Here is a 20,296-nt window from a genome sequence, read left to right as displayed (position 1 = left end):
ATCCTGTGAATGACTATAGCTTAGTCGTCCTTGCCGCGGAAAGCAGCCCGTGCACGTTCGCGGGTAACTGCAGACACAGCGGTCAGAGGGACGCCAGCCGGGCAGACGTCGGCACACTCGCCGTAGAGCGAGCAGTGGCCGAAGTTCTGCTCCAGATTGTCCACCATGTTGCGGGCGCGGCGGCCACGCTCTTCCTTGCCCAGCGGCATGAGGGAAAGGTGAACCAGCTTGGCACCCGTGAACAGGTGGGCAGCGCCGTTCGGGCAGGATGCCACGCAGGCACCGCAGCCGATGCAGGCGGCGTGATCCAGTGCGTACTCGGAGGTCTCATGGTTGACGTGCAGGGTATCGGCATCCGGAGCGGTACCGGCATCCATAGAGACGTAGCCACCCTGCTCCATGACGTCATCCAGCTTGGCGCGGTCGACGATCATGTCCTTGATCACCGGGTAGGCAGCGGAGCGGAACGGTTCCAGCTTGATCTTGTCGCCGTCCTTGAACTGGAAGAGACGCTGCTGGCAGGCCGGGGTGTTCTGACCCGGGCCGTGCGGGCGGCCGTTAACCAGGAGGCCACAGGTACCGCAGATACCCTCACGGCAGTCGGATGCGAATGCAAACGGCTCAGCGCCGGCCTCGACGAGGCCTTCATTGACGTGGTCCAGCAGCTCCAGGATGGACATCTGCTCTGCGGCATCGGAGACCTCGACGGTCTCGAACTTGCCTTCTTGCGTCGGTCCGGCTTGACGCCAGATCTCAAGTGTCAGTTTCATTACTTGTAGTTCCTTGTCATCAGCGGGATCGAATCAAAGTACAGCGGCTCAGCGTGGCGAATGAATTCGCCCTCAGCTGCGCCTGGCTCCCATGCGGACACGAAGCACCAGTTGTCGTCGTCACGCTCGGCCTCGCCGTCTTCAGTGAGGTGGTCCTCACGGAAGTGAGCACCACAGGACTCGTCGCGGTCGAGAGCGTCGATACACATGAGCTCACCCAGGTCGATGTAGTCGGCAACGCGCAGGCCGTACTCGAGAACCTGGTTCATATCGTTAGCATCACCAGTGATGCGGACGTTAGCCCAGAAGTCCTTGCGCAGAGAGCGGATCTTATCGATGGCAACCTTGAGGTCCTCAACGTTACGAGCCACACCGCAGCCCCAGTAGAGGATGTCACCGAGCTGGCGGTGGTAGTGGGCCGGACCGTGGGGGTTCTCGCCGCGAACAGACATGAGGCGGTCGATGCGTGCCTGTGCACGAGCGATGGTCTCAGCTGCCTCAGCAGAATCCTCAGCCAGCTTCTCCTCACCAAGGTGACCAGCCAGGTAGTTCGGGATGGTGAACGGGAGGGTGAACCAGCCGTCGACGGAAGCGGACAGCAGCGAGTTAGCACCCAGGCGGTTTGCGCCGTGGTAGGTCCAGGAGCACTCACCGGCGGCGAAGAGGCCATCGATGGCGGTCATCTCGTTGAAGTCTGTCCACAGGCCGCCCATAGTGAAGTGGCAGGTCGGCGCAATACGCATCGGGGTCTCGTAGGCGGACTCACCAATGGCCTCTTCGTACATTTCGATGAGGTTGGAGTAACGCTCACGGATCTTGTCCTTGCCCAGACGCTCGATAGCGTCGCGGAAGTCAAGGTACACCGAGTTATGCAGCGGTCCAACGCCCAGCCCCTTGTTGATCTGCTGGGAGATGGCGCGGGATGCCACGTCACGCGGGACGAGGTTACCGAAGGCCGGGTAGCGACGCTCCAGGAAGTAGTCACGCTCCTCTTCCGGAATCTCATTGGCAGGACGGTCATCCTTCTCCTTGATCGGAGACCAGATGCGGCCGTCGTTACGCAGCGACTCGGACATGAGGATGGTCTTGGACTGCCACTCGGAGTTGACCGGCAGGCCCGTCGGGTGGAACTGGATGAATGCCGGGGAGGCCAGGTAAGCACCGTTCTCGTAGGCGCGCATCATGGCGCCAGCGTTAGAGTTCTTAGCCAGCGTGGACATGTGGTACACGTTGCCGTAACCACCGGTACCGAGGATGACTGCGTGGCCGGTGAAGGCCTTGAGCTCGCCGGTGATGAGGTTGCGGGTCACGATACCGCCAGCACGCTTCTTGCCACCGTCGTTAAAGGTGATGATGTCCTGCAGGTCGTGGTGAGCGAAGAGCTCAACGTTGCCCAGGCCAATCTGACGGTAGAGCGCCGAGGTGGTGGACAGCTGCAGCTGCTGACCCGTTTGGCCACGGGTGTAGTAGGTACGGGAGACCTGGACACCACCGAAGGAACGGGTTGCCAGGGTGCCGCCGTACTCACGAGCGAACGGAGCGCCAATAGCGTTCATGTGGTCGATGACGCGGATGGACTCAGTAGCCAGACGCCAGCAATCGGACTCGCGGCAGCGGTAGTCGCCGCCCTTCACAGTGTCCTTGGTGTGGCGGTATGCACCGTCGTTATCCACTTTCTTGTGGCGGGAGGAGTTCACACCACCCTGCGCAGCAATGGAGTGCGCACGGCGCGGAGAATCGTGGTAGGTGAATACCTTCACCTTGTAGCCCAGCTCGCCGAGTGCAGCGGCAGCGGCGCCAGCGGCAAGGCCGGTACCGACGACGATGATCTCGAACTTACGGCGGTTCAGTGGGGAGACGAGCTCCATGTGGTCCTTCTGGTAGGTCCACATGTCCTTCATCGGGACGCCATGCGGCTCGTGGGACTCCAGGATTCGGCCCGGCTTCACGCCCGGGACGATGGACTGCGGGTGCGAGAAGTCAGGGTGCTCGCGCTTCAGATCGGTGTTCGCGTTCGCATTTTGGTTAGCGTTCGCGGCAGACACGGGATTCGCGTTAGTCATGGGTTCAAAACTCCTTTAGCTGACCCAGCCCAGGGCGACGGACAACGGCATAACGATGTTCGCCAGGCACACAACGGCCGGGACGATGTACGCCAGGACGACAAAGACCTCACGCCACTTGGCACCGGTGATGCCCAGGTCAGACGCAGCGAGACGAATGCCGTGGGTAAGGTGCAGGAAGAGGCAGAGCATGGCGATGACGTAAATGATGGTCACCGGCCAGCGCGAGAAGGTAGCGATCATGTTGGCCTTGACCGCACCGTGGACGAAGGCCTCCGGGGCAACCGGCTGCACACCCATGGTCAGGTCCAGGATGTGGAACACGATGAACAGAAGCAGCACAATGCCGGTGACCAGCATGGTCTTGGTGGCAAAGGAATCCAGTCCGCCCATCAGGTTGGTGCGCTTGAACTTACCGCGAGCTGCCTGGGAGCGAGCGGTCAGCGCAAAAGCACCGTAAATGTGAGCAATGACGCAGGCAAGCAGCACGATGCGGATAATCCACAGCATGTGACCGTGCGGAATCAGCGGAGCGCCGAGATCACGCAGGAACGCACCGTATTCGTCAAGGTGCACCGTACCGTTCTCATCCGGCAGGTACAGCTTCAGGTTGCCGGCCATGTGCCCCACCACAAACAGTGCGAAGAACAGGCCAGTGATTGCCATCGTCAGTTTCAAAGCCCAGGACGGAATTCCTGGCTTAGGACGAATCGATTCATTAGTAAGACGGCCGTGAGCGAGGGCTCCACGGTCAGGATTTTTTACAGACATGACACCTCCATAGTCGTCCTTACCTTACGCAGGCCTTCGCGCTGGCCACTACTTAAATCCACTCTTCATGCCCGCACCTACCCGCGCTGGCTACACCCGTAGAAACTCCATAAGGTTAGGATCTCCTAAGTTACGGATGTGGTTACACCGCTCTACCTTGACCACTTCCCTTTACGCAATATTGTCCTTGCGTAAACATTTGCAGGGTGAGACTTTAGTCACAGCATGTGGCGCGAGTGACGACTCCACCCCTTTAGGTGTCAAACTTTCGCATGAGAGGGGTGCCACAGATAGACGCCCGACACCCCAGCGTCACCCCCACTTCGCAGCGGAGTTAAAATGCTTCACACATTATTTGCAAAACTATTGTTGCAACCGAAAGGTGATAGGTAACCTAGCTCACATGAGCAAGACATACGTAGGTTCGCGCCTTCGCCAGCTGCGCCGCGAACGCGATCTCAGCCAGGCCTCCCTTGCCGCCACACTGGGACTTTCCGCTAGCTATGTAAATCAGATCGAGCACGACGTGCGCCCACTTACCGTGCCGGTCCTTCTTCGCATCACTGAAGTCTTTGGCGTTGACGCTACATTCTTCTCCCGCGACGATGACTCACGTCTGCTCGCAGAAATCCAGGATGTTGTTCAGGATCAAGAGATCTGCCCCTCCCCCGTTGAACTTCAGGAACTCTCTGAGTTGGTCTACAACCACCCCACTGTGGCACGTACTCTCGTGGACATTCATCGGCGCTACCGCAACATTCGCGACAAGCTCTCCCTAGCCACCGATTCCCGCCGCTCCGACGGCAGCCAAGCCCTCTCCATGCCTCACGATGAGGTTCGAGACTTTTTCTATGCTCGCCAGAATTACCTCGACGAGCTGGACAAACATGCAGAGGGCCTCGCCACAGAACTAGGCGTAGCTCCCTTCCATATCCGCGACATCGAAAAGGCACTGGGAGAAAGGCTCGTCTCCCAGCACGGCGTCGAGCTCATCACCACCGACCGCATGGACGGCACCCTTCACCGTTTCGACAACAGCAACGGTACATTCCGCCTTGCTAGCCGCCTGAGCGTGGGACAGCGCGCCTTCCGCATGGCCGCCGAATTGGGTTTCCTGGAAGCGAGCAAGCTCATCGATGAACTCGTGGATGAAGAGCCTTTCACATCAGACGCGTCCATCAACTTGGCTAAACGCGGCATCGCTAACTATTTTGCCGCTGCAACGCTTCTGCCCTATGGCCTTATCCATGGCGAATCCGAGAAGTCTGGCTATGACGTGGAATACCTCTGCAATGTGTTCGGCGTCGGCTATGAAACGGTTGCGTCGCGGCTCTCCACGCTTCAGCGCCCCAACGAGCGTGGCATCCCATTTACTTTTTTACGGGTGGACCGCGCCGGCAATATGTCCAAGCGGCAGTCCGCCACGGGCGTACACTTTTCCAATTCTGGCGGCACGTGCCCACTGTGGAATGTGTATGAGTCCTTCTCCCGCCCCAACACCATTTCGCGCCAGCTCGCACAGATGCCGGACGGCCGCAACTACCTATGGATCTCCCGTACGGTGAGCTACCCGCAAGGTCGTTTTGGAGATACCAACAAGCTTTTTGCCATCGGCCTAGGCTGCGAGGCTCGTCACGCTGACCGCACCGTGTACGCAGAGGGGCTCAACCTTGAGGATTTATCGGCGGCAACGCCCATCGGTGCCGGCTGCCGCACCTGCCCGCGGCAGAATTGCGCCCAGCGTGCGTTCCCCGCAATCAATGAGGAGCTGGTTATCGACGCCCACCGTTCGGCCGTTGCTCCCTACTAGCCGGAAACACTGCACTGATCACCACGCTCCGTTAGCCTTCCGGCCGTATATACGCAATCTAAATAATAGATCTTTACACCATAAACGTGGATGAATTTAATAACGTGGGGAGAGGTCTCCACTGACGCGATTCTCAATGTCCCTCTCAAACACGCAGGTTTTACGCCCACTATAGCTTTGTAACCAGCACGAATGACGAGATTTTACATCCTCAAACACGTTCGAAAAGTTCATTGAAGCAATTTTCATGTTCAAATTTCCACAACACCTTGGCGCTAAACCTTCTACAATGAAGGACGAACCGATAAACACATCGAGAAAGGACGATTAATATGAGCAGCTTCGCAGAGAACACCCTTGGACAGCTTTGGGGCCTGGCAATCACCATTGTCAGCCTTCCCTTCGCACTGTCCTCCAAGCTCTTGGGCTAAGACAGAGATACTTCAACGCCTCTCTTTGAAGAAGCGCTGAAACCTGACAGAACAAGCCCCCTCGTGCCGCCGAATTATCTCGGGGCACGAGGGGGCTTCTTCCATTCCTCAACCATGCCTCCCCAGAGGGGAGGACAGTTGAGCACCGTTTAGAGGTTGATCATGTGGCCACCGATACCCTCGGCAGCTTCCTTCATAGCCTCAGACAGCGTCGGGTGCGTGTGGACGTTGCGTCCGATTTCCTCCGTAGTGAGGTCGAAGCGCTGAGCCAGGGTCAGCTCCGGAAGCAGTTCAGAAACGTTGGAACCAACCATGTGGCCGCCAATGAGCTCACCGAACTCACCGTCAGCGATGAGCTTGACAAAGCCAGCGGTCTCGTTGAGACCGGCAGCCTTACCGTTCGCGGAGAACGGGAAGGTAGCGACCTTGATGTCGCGGTCAGCAAACTTCTCACGGGCCTGCTCCTCGGTATAGCCGAAGGAGGCAACCTGCGGGTTGCAGAAGGTGGCGCGCGGCATGTTCATGTAGTCACCAAGTAGCTGGGTTTCAGCGCCGGCGATAACCTCGGCAGCGACAACACCTTGTGCCTCAGCAACGTGAGCGAGCTGCAGCTTCGCGGTAACGTCACCGATAGCGTAGATGCCGTCCACGTTGGTGCGCATGTAGTCATCGATAGCGATAGCGCCACGCTCGGTCAGCTCAACGCCGGTGTTCTCTAGGCCAAAGCCCTCGGTACGCGGAGCAAAGCCGATGGAGACCATGCAACGATCCACAGTGAGGGTGTCAGTCTTAGAGCCATCCTTGGACTCGACCTCAACGGTGACGTCAGAGCCGTTGTCCTTGATAGCGGTGGTCTTGTAACCGGTCAGCAGCTTGACGCCGAGCTTCTTGTATTCCTTGGCGATGGCCTTGGAAACATCCTTGTCCTCGTTCGGCAGGACGCGATCCATGAACTCCACGATGGTGACGTCCACGCCGTAGTTAGCCAGAACGTAGGCGAACTCCATACCGATGGCACCGGCGCCAACGATAACCATGGAGTTCGGGGCCTCATCCTTGAGGATCTGCTCTTCGTACGACACGATATTACCGCCGATCTCCACCCCCGGCAGGGAGCGAACGACGGAGCCGGTGGCGATGATGCAGTTATCGAAGGTAACGGTCTTACCCTGATCATCACCTTCGGTGATTTCGATGGTCTTGGCATCCTTGAAGGAACCGAGGCCGTTAATCTCCGTAATCTTGTTCTTCTTCATCAGGTAGTGCACGCCCTTGACGATGCCCTCAGACACCTTGCGGGAGCGCTTGTGCGCTACGCCGAAGTCGAAGGAGACATCGCCAGAGATACCGAAGGCCTTAGCCTCGTGGTTAAAGGTGTGCGCAACCTCTGCGTTCTTGAGCAGAGCCTTGGAGGGGATGCAGCCCACGTTGAGGCAAACACCGCCCCAGTACTGCTTCTCAATAACAGCAACCTTCTTGCCCAGTTGGGCAGCGCGGATGGCGGACACGTAGCCGCCGGGGCCCGCGCCGAGTACTACAACGTCAAAATGTTCATTAGTCACGCCCTACAGAATACGGAAGTTTGTGCCTGATGTCTCACCACCCCCATGGTATGTGGGGAGGCGTCGGAAAGCGCACGCTCTCTCACCCCAGATCGGACCGTATTCAGATCGCCACAGCCCCCACCCGCGCGAGATGTGAGTGGGGGCTAAAAACTAGCGAGGCCTTTGGGGTTTAGTACAGACCCCATTCAAGGCCGGCCTTCGAGGACGTGGAGGAACCGGAGTGGACGAACTGGCCTAGGACCTGGTTGATAGCAACGAGGATGGTGTCAAAGAAGTTCATTATTCTGCTTTCTGTTGGCGTGTAGGAACGTCTGGCGCGGCGAGATTCCGCAGCTTGGCGACGCCGCGATAACAGTCACGGTATCTAGGTCCTCTAGCGAACGAGAGGCCCGCTGCGTTACATGCGCGACAATGCGCTTGAAGATTATGACACGGTTTTCACTTCAATACCACCATTAACTCTAATAACTTGGTATGTTTAGACTCATTGCCCTTGCCTTGAGGGTGTAGATACCCCTTCCCACCTGCACCGTTACGTAGTGCGCGGGGGGATGTCCATAGCGTCTTTTAAACTTGCCCTACATTCCGCTCATCACCTAGAAAGCGAGATTCCATGAAGATTGCGCGCTCTCTCACGACGCTGGCAGCGGCTTCGGCCCTTGCCCTTGGCGCCGTGGCCACCCCTATCGCCAGCGCCTCCACCATCACCCCAGAGCAGATCCGTGGTGAGGCAACGCCCTCGACGATTTCTGAGCTCGATGTGTACGGCGAGATCGAGCAGTATCTCCCAACGGATGATGCCGGCCAGCACGTTCCTTCCCGCGCAGAGTTCGAAGACTCGATTGGGAAGAATGTTGCTTTCAAAGACGTCGATATAACCAAAATCCCCGACGAAAAGCAGTGGTTGGGCTACATTCTGAAGTACCCGGACTACCGTCAGTCCATCAAGACTCTCTACGCGTCCGCCCCGGCCATGGACCGTCAGGTGCCACTCGCTGTAATCACGCCGGATGGAACCTTTGATTCCTCGCGTCCTACCGTCTACCTGCTGAACGGTGCCGGCGGTGCAGAGCAGGGCATGGACTGGATCGTGTCCACCGCTGGCCAGGATCTTGACCCAGACAAGGAGGGAATCCAAGACCTCGACGATTACTACGGCGACCGCAACGTCAACGTCGTCATCCCGCAGGCAGGCGCATTCTCCTACTACACCGACTGGGTTACCTCCCCGGAGCGCAGCTACCTTAAGGGCCCCCAGAAGTGGGAAACCTTCCTCACCAAGGAGCTCCCCGGACCGCTGGAAGAGCACATCAACGGTAACGGCAAGCGCGGCATCGCCGGTATGTCCATGTCCGCTACGTCGTCCCTCGTGCTGGCGCAGCACAACCCGAACTTCTACGATGCCATTGGTTCCTACTCTGGCTGTGCGGCCACCTCAACCCCGCTGCCAAATTTCTATGCGCAGTTGACGGTAAACCGCGGTGGCGGTAACACCACGCAGATGTGGGGACCACAGGGCGGCGAGTACAACCGCTACAACGATGGTCTGATTAACGCCACCAAGAACAACATGGGAAACTCTGAAATCTATGTGTCGGCCAACTCCGGGCTGGCTGGCGCAACGGACTTTGGGTCGTCCAAGATTGATCGTTTAGGTTCTGCTCGGGCCTTCAAGTCTTCTTCCACCCTCGTCATTGAGGGCGGCGTCATTGAGGCAGCGATGAACGCCTGCACGCACGACCTTGAGGCGAAGTTCAACCGCGAGGGCATCAACGCGGACTTCAACTTCCGCCAGACCGGTACCCACTCGTGGCCGGCTTGGCTCGATGACATCAATTCCTCGTGGCCAACCTTTGCCCGTGCCTTCGACCTTCCGGTGGAGCCGGTAAGCGGCAGCACGTCAGACAATGCGGCATCTGCGCCAGCGGACAAGGACGCCATCAAGAACGCTGATAGCGAGGCAGATGCTGCCAAAAATGCTGACGTTGAGTCCGTCGAGGATACTGGCGTTGAGCCGGACGCTAACGCCAAGGCTGACGATGCCGATAAGCAGGACATGGACAAGGCTAAAGCCGAGGCAGACCCTGCTGCCCCCGCTGACTCCTTGCCGGTCGACTCTGAAGCAGCCCCGAAGGTCGACCCCGAAATCACTGAGCAGTAAGCTCAACTCGCCATAACATTTGTCGAATAAGGATCCCCATGAAGCGTCTTAGCTCTCTTCTCGCCACCGGCGCGCTCACCGCAGCCGCGCTGGTAAGTCCCGTAGCGGGTGCCGCCACTCTTACACCGCAGGAGGTTGCGGGCAACACCGCACTGTCCACCGTGTCAGACTTGGAGCCCACCCCCGAGGTCGAGAGCCAAAAGTGGTATGGCTACTACAAGGACGATCCACGGCTGCTCAAACTGCAAGCCACCTCGCCGTCTATGAACGGCCGTGTCGTTCCGCTGGCCGTTATTCCGGCGAAAAACCCGGACCGCCCCACCATCTACCTGCTCAACGGCGCTGGCTCCGCCGAGCAAGATACAGACTGGCTCTACAACTCTGACGTCGTGGACTTTTATGCGGACAAGGACGTCAATGTCGTTATTCCGCAGTCAGGTGCGTTCTCCTACTACACCGACTGGCAGGAGGAACCGAACGGTAAGCACCTCAAGGGCCCACAGAAGTGGGAGACCTTCCTAACCAAGGAGCTTCCGGGACCACTAGAGGCCCGTCTCAACGCGAACAACAAGCGCGCCATCGCTGGCATGTCCATGTCCGCCACGTCTTCCCTGCTGCTGGCACAGCACAACCCGGGGTTCTATGACGCTGCGGGATCCTTTGCAGGTTGTGCCGCGACTGCCTACCCGCTGGAGTATGAGTTCCTGCGCGTCACCGTCAACCGTGGCGGTGCACAGCCGGAGCAAATGTGGGGCCCGATGGGATCGCCGTACAACCGCTACAACGATGCCCTCATGAACTCGGAGAAGCTGCGCGGAACTGACCTGTATATCTCTTCTGCCAGCGGCCTGGCCGGTGAGAAGGACACCCCGTCCTACTACATCAACAAGGGCTACAACCCGGCGGCAGCATTCCTTGGCTCCGCTCAGCTGCAGGTTGAGGGCGGCGTCATTGAGGCAGGCGTCAACCATTGCACCCACATGCTCAAGGCAAAGCTGGATAAGCAGAATATTCCGGCGACCTACAACTTCCGCAACGTGGGAACCCACTCCTGGCCGGGCTGGAGCGAGGATCTGGAGAAGTCCTGGCCCACGTTTGAGGCGGCCTTCACGGAGAGCGCCTAGCTTTTCGGCCTTGCAGGATAAGGGCGGTAGGATAGCGGCATTATGAAGCTGCTCTCCACCGCCCTTTCGCATATCGCCGCCGCTACGGGTTCTCCCGCACAGACCCGTGATAGTTATACGGGGGTGGATTTCAACGTCGGCTTTGAAGTCACTCATTATGACTTGGACCTGACTTATCGTGTGGAGCCGAACATGCTCCACGGCGTTGCAGTACTTCGCATCCGCGCACTCGAAGAGCTGGACAAGCTCACTCTCGATTTGGGCGGCGCCATGGTGGCTCGCCGCGTTACCTCAAAGAATGCTCCACGCGTGGCACGCCACCGCCTCTCCGGCGGAAAGCTGCGGCTGACCTTTGCTGAAACCATCGCAGAAGGCCAGGAGTTTGAGCTGCACATCCGTTATGGTGGCTCACCGCGTCCGCTGCGCACGCCGTGGGGAGAAATCGGCTGGGAGGAAACCGAGTCTGGCTCTTTGGTTGCCAGCCAGCCCAACGGTGCACCGAGCTGGTTCCCGTGTGATGACGCACCTGGTGAAAAGGCAACCTACGATATCCGCATCACCGCGGACGACCCCTTCATTGTGATTTCTAACGGCGCACTCATCTCTCGGCGCCGCTCCGGCGGCTCGATGACGCGCTGGCACTACCGCGTTGAGAACCCTATGGCGACCTACCTCGCCACGGTGCAGGTGGGCGAGTTCATCGACATCACTCTGGGCCGCAACGTTCGAGCATGGGCCCCAGCTCACCTTAAGCAGTTGGTTCTCGATGAGTTTGCCCAGCAGCAGGAGATGCTGGACTTCTACGCCGGACTGTTTGGGGAGTATCCTTTCCCCAATTACCAAGTGGTCATCACCGATGATGAGCTGGAAATCCCCTTGGAGGCCCAAGGCCTGTCCATTTTCGGTTCCAACCACGTCAAGGGCGATCACCTCTTCGAGCGCCTCATTGCCCATGAGCTCTCCCACCAGTGGTTCGGCAACTCAGTCGGCCTGCGTGAGTGGAAGGATATCTGGCTCAACGAAGGTTTTGCGTGCTACTGCGAATGGCTGTGGCGTGAACATGCACATGGCCACCCGGCGCATGCCTCGGCACGGTCGCATTATCAGGTGCTTGCTCGCAAGCGTCAGGACGTGGTCCTCAGCGACCCAGGCACGCGCGACATGTTTGATGACCGCGTATACAAGCGCGGCGCGCTCACCGTCCACGCGCTGCGCCGTCTGTTGGGGGACGAGCTCTTCTTCCTCACGATCCGTGAGTACCTTGCCTCCGCGCAGCATTCCACGGTGGTGCCGGAGGACCTCATCAGCCGGCTCCGTGCTGTGGCTGTGGATCCCTCCGCGGTGGATGATCTTCTTGATGAGTGGCTCAATCACGCAAAGCTGCCCAAGTTCCCCGCTTAATAATGTGCCCCCATGCCCTACACTTGAGCACCATGCGCAGATTGCTTGTGACCGGCGGTGCCGGCTTTATTGGGGCAAATTTCGTTCGTCTGGTGGCCCAGCAGCGGCCCGAGGTGGACATTACTGTCCTAGACAAGCTCACCTACGCGGGTAACCGCGCGAACCTGGATGGGGTTGAGGCCACTGTGGTGGTGGGGGATGTGGCGGATGAGGGGGTCGTCGATAAGCTCGTGGCCCAAGCGGATACCGTGGTGCACTTTGCCGCAGAGTCCCACAATGACAACTCGCTGCGGGATCCGTCGCCGTTCCTTCACACGAACGTGATGGGCACATTCGTGCTGCTGGAAGCATGTCGGCGCTACGATGTACGCCTCCACCATGTCTCGACCGATGAGGTCTTCGGTGACTTGGACATTGGCGCAGACACTTACTTCACCGAAACCACGCCGTACAATCCGTCCTCGCCGTACTCCGCCACGAAGGCCGGCTCGGATCACTTGGTGCGCGCATGGGTGCGCAGTTTTGGACTGCGCGCAACAATTTCAAACTGTTCCAATAATTACGGTCCCTACCAGCACATTGAGAAGTTCATCCCGCGCCAAATCACCAATCTTCTCAGCGGCCACCCCGCCAAGCTCTACGGCACGGGCGAGCAGGTGCGCGACTGGATTCATGTGGATGACCACAACGAGGCTGTGCTGGCCATCCTGGACCGTGGGCAGGTCGGTGAGACCTATAACATCGGCGCCGATCAAGAGGACATCAATAACCGCCAGGTCATCGAGATGATTTGTGAGCTGATGGGCGCCACCGACAACGGCGAGCCGCGCTATGAGCACGTGGCGGACCGTCCCGGCCATGACCAGCGCTACGCCATGGATGCCAGCAAGCTGCGGCGTGAGCTGGGGTGGGCCCCGCGCTACACGGATCTGCGCGAGGGTCTTGCCGCGACCATCGAGTGGTACCGCACACACGAAGACTGGTGGCGCCCAGACAAGGACGCCGTGGAAGCCAACTATGCCAAGCAAGGACAGTAAATGAAGGTTCAGACAACGGCCATTGAGGGCCTGCTCATCGTGGAGCTCGATGTCCATGGCGACAACCGCGGCTGGTTCAAGGAAAACTGGCAGCGCGAGAAGATGCGCGCAGCCGGACTTCCAGATTTTTGCCCAGTGCAGAACAACGTTTCCTTCAACGCGGACAAGGGCGTCACCCGCGGCCTGCATGCAGAACCGTGGGACAAGTTTGTTTCTGTGGCCTCGGGCCGGGCCTTCGGCGCGTGGTGCGATCTGCGCGAGGGCTCGGACACCTATGGCGAGCTGGTTACCCAGGAGCTGCGCCCGGACGTCGCGGTTTTCGTACCACGCGGCGTGGCTAACGGCTTCCAGGCCTTGGAGGCCTGTGCTTATTCCTATCTGGTCAATGACCACTGGTCCCCGGATGCGGAGTACACCTGCGTAAACCTCGGTATGGTGGACTGGCCGTTGGAGCCGACGGAAATCTCCGACAAGGATAAGGAACACCCCGCGCTTGGCGACGTCTCCCCGATGCCCCCTCGCCGCATCCTCGTCACCGGTGCCAACGGACAGTTGGGCCGCGCACTGCAGAAGTTTCTCCCTCAGGCTGGCCTCGGCCCGGTGGAGTTCTGTGGGCACGAGGACTTCGATATCACCGCTCCACCCGAGCGTCCGTGGCGGCAGTATTCCGCCATCATCAACTGTGCGGCATATAACGACGTCAATGGCGCCGAGGAGGACCGCGCTGGTGCATGGGCGGTCAACGCTTCAGCACCGGCGAAGCTAGCGCTCATTGCGGCAGAGAATAACCTCACCCTGGTGCACGTCTCCAGCGACTACATCTTCGATGGCTCCCACGAAATTCACGCCGAAGAGGAGCTGCCCTCCCCTCTCTCTGCTTATGGCGCTTCCAAGGCGGCGGGAGATACTGCTGCGCAGACTGCACCGCGACACTATGTGGTCCGCACCTCGTGGGTCTTTGGCGACGGCGCCAACTTCATGGCCACGATGCGCTCCCTGGCGAATAAGGGCGTCAAACCCGCGGTCATTCACGATCAGCGCGGGCGCCCCACCTTTGCCGAGGACCTAGCTAAAGGCATTATCCATCTGCTCAAGACCAAAGCCGAGTACGGCGTGTACAACATCTCCAACTCCGGTGACGTGGTGGGCCGCGATGAAATAGCCATGGCTGTCTTTACCGGAGTAGGTAAGGACCCTGCCGACGTCACGCCAGTGAGCACCGAGCAGTACCGCGAGATTGCCGGCCCGGAGGCTCCGCGCCCGAAGGAGTCCACCTTCGACCTGTCCAAGATTGAAGCCACCGGCTTTAAACCTATGAATTGGAGGGCCGCTTTAGCCCTCTACCTGGGCCTTTACCCTGCATAACACTCAACATAACACCTAACTTCCCACGTGTTATGTTAAGTGGGAAGTTAAGTGTTATGTTCTCCAATCCCGGCACCGCACGCCAGTGCGGTGACCTCCGTTAAGCTTAAACACCATGAAGGGCATTATTCTTGCTGGCGGTTCCGGCACGCGCCTCTACCCCATTACCAAGGGCATCTCGAAGCAGCTCATGCCCATTTATGACAAGCCGATGGTGTACTACCCGCTAAGCACGCTCATCCAAGCGGGCATCCGCGAAATTCTCATCATCACCACCCCGGAAGATTCAGACGCCTTCCAGCGCCTGCTGGGTGATGGCTCCCAGCTCGGCATCATGCTGCACTACGCGGTGCAACCGCGGCCAGAAGGATTGGCGCAGGCCTTCCTCATCGCAGAGGATTTCATCGGCGAGGATGACGTAGCGCTCGTCTTGGGCGACAACATCTTTGAGGGCCACGGCTTCTCCACCGCGCTCAATGAATGCAGCAATCCGGAGGGCGGCATTATATTTGCCTACGAAGTGTCTGACCCGCAGCGCTATGGCGTCGTCGAATTCGACGAAAGCGGCCAGGCGCTCTCCATCGAGGAAAAGCCAGACAATCCGAAATCGAACTATGCGGTGGTAGGCCTGTACTTCTACGACAATTCCGTGGTGGAGATTGCCAAGTCCATTACCCCGAGCGCGCGCGGCGAGCTGGAAATCACCGCGGTCAACGCGGAATACCTGCGCCGCGGACAGCTGGGTGTCAAGCGCATGCAGCGCGGTGATGTGTGGTTGGATACCGGCACGGTGGATTCCATGAGCGAGGCCTCAGCCTACGTGGAGGTACTGCAAAAACGCACCGGGGCAGTCATCGGCTCCCCTGAAGTGGCTGCTTTCACACAGGGTTTCATCGATGCCCCCGCGCTTATTGAGCTAGCACAGCCGCTGCTCAAATCCGGCTACGGGAGCTACCTTCTCGCCGCTGCCCAAGAGGGCTAAAAACCCTGTAGTGGGACCTGCTCCTCCGTCTGACGCGGCGAGGTGTGAGGTTATCGCACCACCAGTGCTGTATCAACAGAGCTGATGGGGCACGGCCTGTGTAGCAGTGCTTTTATCTGTCCAGAGGTGAAAGGCGACTCATGCAGGTCGTCGTCAAGCGCTGCGTTAGCGCGCGATGAAGCCCAACTGCGTGGTTCGGTTTTTAGGGTTGCACTTTTAAAAAACACCGGACTCAGCCTCACAGTCTTAACCACGTCGCGTTAAGGTAATCGCATGCCTAATCAATCCTCCCGGCCCACCAGTGGGCCGAAGAAGTCAGTGCTCTCCACCATCAGCCCCGTAGCGTGGGGATTGTTGGTGCTCGTTGTAATTCTGGCCGTCACCATTGGCTTCCTGCTGGCAGATCGCGCGTCCTCCAACACTGAAGGGAACGCAGCTGCTGGGGAGGCATCCAGCACTGCAGTCCAGTCCCCCACCGCCAGCCAGGACCTTGCGAAAGATGCTGACAAGGCCACGCCCGGCACGAAATTTTCCGACGGTACCGGGGATCCCATGATGTTCGGTCCCGGCGGAGACACCATGTCCGGGGATATCACGGTGGTGCATCGCCGCAAGGACAATGATCCCTTTGCAGTGGGCGCGGTGGACGCTCCTGTGGTCATCTCGGAGTTTTCCGATTTTGAGTGCCCGTTCTGTTCTCGTCACGCCAACGTTACAGAGCCGACACTGCAGCACTACGTGGACAAGGGGCTCGTGCGCATCGAGTGGAACGACTACCCTGTCAATGGCCCCGCCGCTGTCGAGGCCGCCAAGGCCGGACGCGCCGCTGCAGCACAGGGCAAATTCGCGGAGTTTAAGCACGAGCTCTACTCCGCCAGCAAGGACATCAGCGGCCACCCTGAGTTTGGAATCGAGGACTTCATGAAGTTTGCGCAGAAGGCCGGCGTGAAAGACCTGAAGAAGTTCCGCCAAGAGGCCACGGATGACACCTACTCAGAGGTCATCGAAACGGCCACGAGCTACGCCTCCCAGATTGGTATCTCGGGCACCCCAGCCTTCGTGGTGGGAGATCAGTTCATCGGTGGCGCCCAACCGGCTGAGGCCTTTGACCAAGTCATCCAAGAACAGCTAGGTAAAGCGGCCAATGCCTAAGACACCACCTATCGTCTGGCTTTTCATCGCCCTCGTTATTCTGACCGCCCTGCTGGGCGGGTACGCCGTGGGGGTGAGCCTATGAGCATCGGACTTGTCGGCGCGGTCATCGCCGGTGTTCTGACACTCATTAGCCCCTGTTCAGCACTGCTGGTCCCCGCCTTTTTTGCCTACGCTTTCACCTCGCAGCGTGAACTGCTGGCCAAGACGGTGGTGTTCTTCCTGGGGCTGTGCACCACGCTGGTTCCCATCGGCATGGGCTTGGCAGCATTCTTGGCGCAGTACCGCAATCACGTCATCGCTGTAGCGGGGTGGATCATCATTGCCCTGGGACTGTACACGGCGCTGGGCGGCGGGTTCCGAATTCCCGGCATGGCTGCCTTGTCCGGTAAAGCCCGCGGACGAGTGTTCCTGCTGGGCGCGGTTTATGGGTTTGCCGGTTTCTGCGCGGGACCGTTGTTGGGAGCTGTGTTGACCACGGCGGCGGCATCCGGATCCGCACTGTATGGCGGGCTCATCATGGTGGCCTATGCGCTCGGAATGGCCGCGCCCCTGTTCGTGCTGGCGGCGCTCTGGGAGCGCTTCGATGTCGGCTCGTGGCGTTGGCTGCGCGGGCGGGAGATAACGCTCGGCCCGGTGCGCACGAACACGCTCTCCATCGTCTCAGGAGTGTTCTTCATCCTGATTGGTGCGCTGTTCATCCTCAGCTATGGCAGCGCCACCTTGCCCGCCGCGCTGAGCACTGACGCGCAGTTCGCCATTCAAGAGAGGGCACGTCAATTCAGCGCAGGCATTGCGGATGCCTGGGTATGGTTCGGCCTATCACTAGCCGCCACGGTGGCAGTGGGCATAAAAGCAGCCCGCACGCCCCTCGAGGAGCATGCGGGCTAATAACTCAAGCGCTCTTATGAGCGCTTAGTAGCCGCGGGCGACGTATTCATCGATACGCGCGGCCTCCGCACCCACGGTGGTCTCATCGCCGTGCCCCGGAAGAACGCGAGTCTCCGGCGGGAGGTTGAGCACGCGGTTGCGCAGGGACTCGATGATGACATCAAAGTCCGAGTACTTGCGGCCCGTTGCGCCCGGGCCACCGTTAAAGAGGGTGTCACCGGAGAGCAGCGTGTTATCGGTGGCGTCGTACAGCACAACGCAGCCCGGGGAATGGCCCGGGGTGTGGAAGACCACGAGATCCTCGCCGCCGACCTTGATGACCTGGTTATCTTCCAAGGCCGTGTAGTCAGCCTCGGCATGGGTTTCGCGCCACAGCTGTTCATCGTCCGGGTGGAGGTAGAGCGGCACGCCATAGTGCTCAGCAATCTCCGGTGCGAGCTCGCAGTGGTCATTGTGGGCGTGGGTAAGGAGCACGCCGGTTACAGAGCGCTCCCCCACCTCGCTGTAGATGCGCTCCGCATCGTGCGCTGGGTCCACGATGTAGAGTTCCTGGCCGCCGGACACAATGTAGACGTTGTTGTCCACGTCCCACTCGCCGCCGTCAAGACGGAACTTGCCGGAAGTTTCAAATTGTTCGATCTTCATTCCAGACTCCTTTCTCCTTTAAAGGCTTTGCTTTAAAGCTCGACGACCGAGCGCAGAACCTTGCCGGACTTCATGGTCTCGAAGGCCTCCTCGACGTCATCCAACGCAATGCGCTCGGAAACAAACTTGTCTAGCGGGAACTGGCCGTTCTTGGACAGGGATACGTAGGCCGGGAAGTCACGCTCCGGTAGGCAGTCGCCGTACCAGGCCGGCTTGATGGAGCCGCCGCGGCCATAGAGGTCAATAGCCGGGATGTCGACGTGGTCGGTGAGGTTCGGAACGCCCACCATGACCATGCGGCCAGCGTGGTCACGGGAGTAGAAGGCCTGGCGCCAGGTGGGCTGAATGCCAACGGCGTCGATGGTGACGTCGGTGCCGAAGCCATCGGTGAGCTCGCGGACGGCGTCGATGACCTGGTCTTCCGACAGGTCCTTGGCGCAGACGGTGTCGGTGGCGCCGAACTCGCGGGCGGTCTCGAGCTTCTTCTCGTTGAGGTCCACAGCGATGATCTTTGCGGCACCGGCCAGCTGCGCGCCGGCAATGGCTGCGGTGCCCACGCCGCCGCAGCCGAAGACAGCCACGGACTCGCCCAGCTGGATATCGCCGGTGTTCACGGCTGCACCGAGGCCCGCCATAATGCCGCAGCCGAGCAGGCCAGCAGCAGCCGGGTCAGTGTCCTCTACCTTGGTGCACTGACCTTCGTGGACCAGCGTCTTGTCTGCGAAGGAACCGATACCCAAAGCCGGGGTGAGCTCGGTGCCATCCTCAAGGGTCATCTTCTTGGACGCGTTGTGGGTGTTGAAGCAGTACTTCGGCTCGCCCTTGCGGCACGCACGGCACTCGCCGCAGACGGCGCGCCAGTTGAGGATGACGAAGTCACCCTCTTCCACGTGGGTCACGGCGGAGCCGACGCGCTCGACCACACCGGCGGCCTCGTGGCCCAGCAGGAACGGGAAGGCGTCCTCGATGTCACCATCGCGGTAGGCCAGATCCGTGTGGCACACGCCGCAGGCCTGCACCTTCACCACGACATCGTGCTCACCGGGCGCCGGCACGACGATGTTGACGGTTTCCACGGGAGCGCCCTTGGAGCGGGCAATCACACCACGGACGGTCTCCGCACCTTGCTGAGAGTTGTTTTCATTTACGTTTTCATTAACGGTCATGCGCCCGAGGCTACGCGAACACCACAGTGCCCGCACCTACCCCCAACGAGGATCACACTTTAGGAGCGCGCAAGAATATTCGCTACATACTCGTGGCCGCGGGAATTCACATGCAACGGAAGGTTGCCTGGGCCAGCGGAAAAGTCGACGAGTCCTGCCCACAGACGCTTGTCGGAATTTGCACACATGCCGCGGTCCCACGTCGCCGGTTTAAGATCCACAAACTCCGCGCCGGTCGCGTGCGCGAGATCCACCTGCATCCACTGAGCAACATTCTCATAGCGCTGAACCATCGGCAGAGCGGTGGCATCCGCAGGTTGCGGACCAAAGTGCAGCAGGCAATAGCGGTCGCCAGAGCCGATGGTCGGGTATCCCACAATCTGGATGCGAGCATTCGGGGCGGCCGCACGGATCTTGTGAATAATCGGCGCATTGGCACCGACCCACCGCGCGCGCAAGTCACGGTCCGACAGGCCGGCATTGTTATAGGTGTCATTGAATCCACTGGCATAGATCACGCGCTGCGTATCGGCGGTGAGCTTGCCGCGGCGGATAGCATCATCCACCTGCGCATTCACCTGCGGACCTTGAGACATCGATACCGCACCGGAACAAGAGAAATCCGCCACTGGCATGCCCAGCTTGGCGGCGGTGCGCTTGGCAAAGTTGTTGCCGGACGGGCAATCCAAGCTGGGGTTGCGACCCGAGGAGCCCAGGCGCGAGGACATATAAGCATCCAGCTGTGGATCAGCCAAGACGGAATCACCAAAGGAGACAAGGTTGCGCTCCGCCGCTGCAGCTTGGGGCGCTTGGGACAGGCCAACCGCCACGAGGAGGGATGCACAGACGGCCGCGAGGCGCTGGGTAGACTTCATGTGACGATGTCCTTTCGGGAAAGGGTATGTTCTAGGCCAAAACCATAATAGACTAAACTGACGGTCGAAGCTTATGTAACAATAGCA

General features: G+C 59.5%; 16 protein-coding genes. 9 read left to right on the top strand and 7 right to left on the bottom strand.

What is annotated here, in order from left to right; genetic code table 11:
* Nucleotides 1-20 precede the first annotated feature (20 nt).
* The 3 genes from M5J09_RS10905 to M5J09_RS10895 are packed head-to-tail and all read right to left on the bottom strand — an operon-like array spanning nucleotide 21 to nucleotide 3,604.
* Nucleotides 21-770 carry a succinate dehydrogenase/fumarate reductase iron-sulfur subunit gene (locus tag M5J09_RS10905; RefSeq protein ID WP_042529065.1) on the bottom strand — a complete coding sequence of 250 codons (750 nt, stop codon included), beginning with the start codon at nucleotides 768-770 and terminating at the stop codon, nucleotides 21-23.
* The gene (locus M5J09_RS10900) at nucleotides 770-2,833 is read right to left on the bottom strand and encodes a fumarate reductase/succinate dehydrogenase flavoprotein subunit (RefSeq protein WP_042529063.1); all 2,064 of its coding nucleotides are present in this window, start codon (nucleotides 2,831-2,833) and stop codon (nucleotides 770-772) included. The genes M5J09_RS10905 and M5J09_RS10900 overlap by 1 nt, the downstream gene beginning before the upstream one ends.
* A gap of 15 nt (nucleotides 2,834-2,848) precedes the next feature.
* Complete coding sequence (locus M5J09_RS10895) at nucleotides 2,849-3,604, bottom strand: succinate dehydrogenase cytochrome b subunit (RefSeq protein WP_257157869.1); 756 nt, start codon at nucleotides 3,602-3,604, stop codon at nucleotides 2,849-2,851.
* Between the two features lie 403 nt (nucleotides 3,605-4,007).
* Between M5J09_RS10895 and ramB the strand changes: the two genes are divergently transcribed.
* The gene (ramB, locus tag M5J09_RS10890) at nucleotides 4,008-5,414 is read left to right on the top strand and encodes an acetate metabolism transcriptional regulator RamB (RefSeq protein WP_257157868.1); all 1,407 of its coding nucleotides are present in this window, start codon (nucleotides 4,008-4,010) and stop codon (nucleotides 5,412-5,414) included.
* Between the two features lie 580 nt (nucleotides 5,415-5,994).
* Here ramB and lpdA read toward each other — a convergent pair.
* Nucleotides 5,995-7,407, bottom strand: a complete 1,413-nt coding sequence (gene lpdA, locus M5J09_RS10885) for a dihydrolipoyl dehydrogenase (protein ID WP_042529057.1) — start codon at nucleotides 7,405-7,407, stop codon at nucleotides 5,995-5,997.
* Between the two features lie 616 nt (nucleotides 7,408-8,023).
* Here lpdA and M5J09_RS10880 point away from each other — a divergent pair.
* From M5J09_RS10880 to M5J09_RS10845, 8 genes are all read left to right on the top strand, one after another.
* Entirely contained in the window at nucleotides 8,024-9,571 is a 1,548-nt protein-coding gene (locus tag M5J09_RS10880) for an alpha/beta hydrolase family protein (protein ID WP_257157867.1), read from the top strand.
* Nucleotides 9,572-9,609: 38 nt separating this feature from the next.
* Nucleotides 9,610-10,695, top strand: a complete 1,086-nt coding sequence (locus M5J09_RS10875) for an alpha/beta hydrolase family protein (RefSeq protein ID WP_257157866.1) — start codon at nucleotides 9,610-9,612, stop codon at nucleotides 10,693-10,695.
* A 42-nt stretch (nucleotides 10,696-10,737) separates the two neighbouring features.
* Entirely contained in the window at nucleotides 10,738-12,096 is a 1,359-nt protein-coding gene (locus M5J09_RS10870; protein WP_257157865.1) for a M1 family metallopeptidase, read from the top strand.
* Between the two features lie 32 nt (nucleotides 12,097-12,128).
* Nucleotides 12,129-13,133, top strand: coding sequence for a dTDP-glucose 4,6-dehydratase (gene rfbB / locus M5J09_RS10865; protein WP_257157864.1), 1,005 nt, complete (start codon nucleotides 12,129-12,131; stop codon nucleotides 13,131-13,133).
* A complete protein-coding gene (locus tag M5J09_RS10860; RefSeq protein WP_257157863.1) occupies nucleotides 13,134-14,498 on the top strand; it encodes a bifunctional dTDP-4-dehydrorhamnose 3,5-epimerase family protein/NAD(P)-dependent oxidoreductase in 1,365 nt (454 codons plus the stop codon). It abuts the gene before it with no gap.
* Nucleotides 14,499-14,613: 115 nt separating this feature from the next.
* The gene (gene rfbA, locus M5J09_RS10855; RefSeq protein ID WP_257157862.1) at nucleotides 14,614-15,480 is read left to right on the top strand and encodes a glucose-1-phosphate thymidylyltransferase RfbA; all 867 of its coding nucleotides are present in this window, start codon (nucleotides 14,614-14,616) and stop codon (nucleotides 15,478-15,480) included.
* A 273-nt stretch (nucleotides 15,481-15,753) separates the two neighbouring features.
* Nucleotides 15,754-16,632 (top strand): thioredoxin domain-containing protein, encoded by an 879-nt coding sequence (locus M5J09_RS10850; RefSeq protein WP_257157861.1) that lies wholly within the window; start codon nucleotides 15,754-15,756, stop codon nucleotides 16,630-16,632.
* An 81-nt stretch (nucleotides 16,633-16,713) separates the two neighbouring features.
* Nucleotides 16,714-17,523 (top strand): cytochrome c biogenesis CcdA family protein, encoded by an 810-nt coding sequence (locus M5J09_RS10845; protein WP_257157860.1) that lies wholly within the window; start codon nucleotides 16,714-16,716, stop codon nucleotides 17,521-17,523.
* A 24-nt stretch (nucleotides 17,524-17,547) separates the two neighbouring features.
* Here M5J09_RS10845 and M5J09_RS10840 read toward each other — a convergent pair whose 3' ends face one another.
* The 3 genes from M5J09_RS10840 to M5J09_RS10830 are packed head-to-tail and all read right to left on the bottom strand — an operon-like array spanning nucleotide 17,548 to nucleotide 20,209.
* Nucleotides 17,548-18,168: an MBL fold metallo-hydrolase gene (locus tag M5J09_RS10840; protein ID WP_070536999.1), complete on the bottom strand. Its 621-nt coding sequence runs from the start codon at nucleotides 18,166-18,168 to the stop codon at nucleotides 17,548-17,550.
* Nucleotides 18,169-18,200: 32 nt separating this feature from the next.
* Nucleotides 18,201-19,334 carry an S-(hydroxymethyl)mycothiol dehydrogenase gene (locus M5J09_RS10835; protein ID WP_257157859.1) on the bottom strand — a complete coding sequence of 378 codons (1,134 nt, stop codon included), beginning with the start codon at nucleotides 19,332-19,334 and terminating at the stop codon, nucleotides 18,201-18,203.
* A gap of 59 nt (nucleotides 19,335-19,393) precedes the next feature.
* Nucleotides 19,394-20,209 (bottom strand): GDSL-type esterase/lipase family protein, encoded by an 816-nt coding sequence (locus tag M5J09_RS10830; RefSeq protein ID WP_042529039.1) that lies wholly within the window; start codon nucleotides 20,207-20,209, stop codon nucleotides 19,394-19,396.
* Between the last annotated feature and the right edge of the window lie 87 nt (nucleotides 20,210-20,296).

This window comes from Corynebacterium sp. BF-R-2 (genome assembly GCF_024586525.1).
Taxonomy (GTDB): Bacteria; Actinomycetota; Actinomycetes; order Mycobacteriales; family Mycobacteriaceae; genus Corynebacterium; species Corynebacterium singulare.
This window is presented reverse-complemented; position numbering and strand designations above follow the sequence as displayed.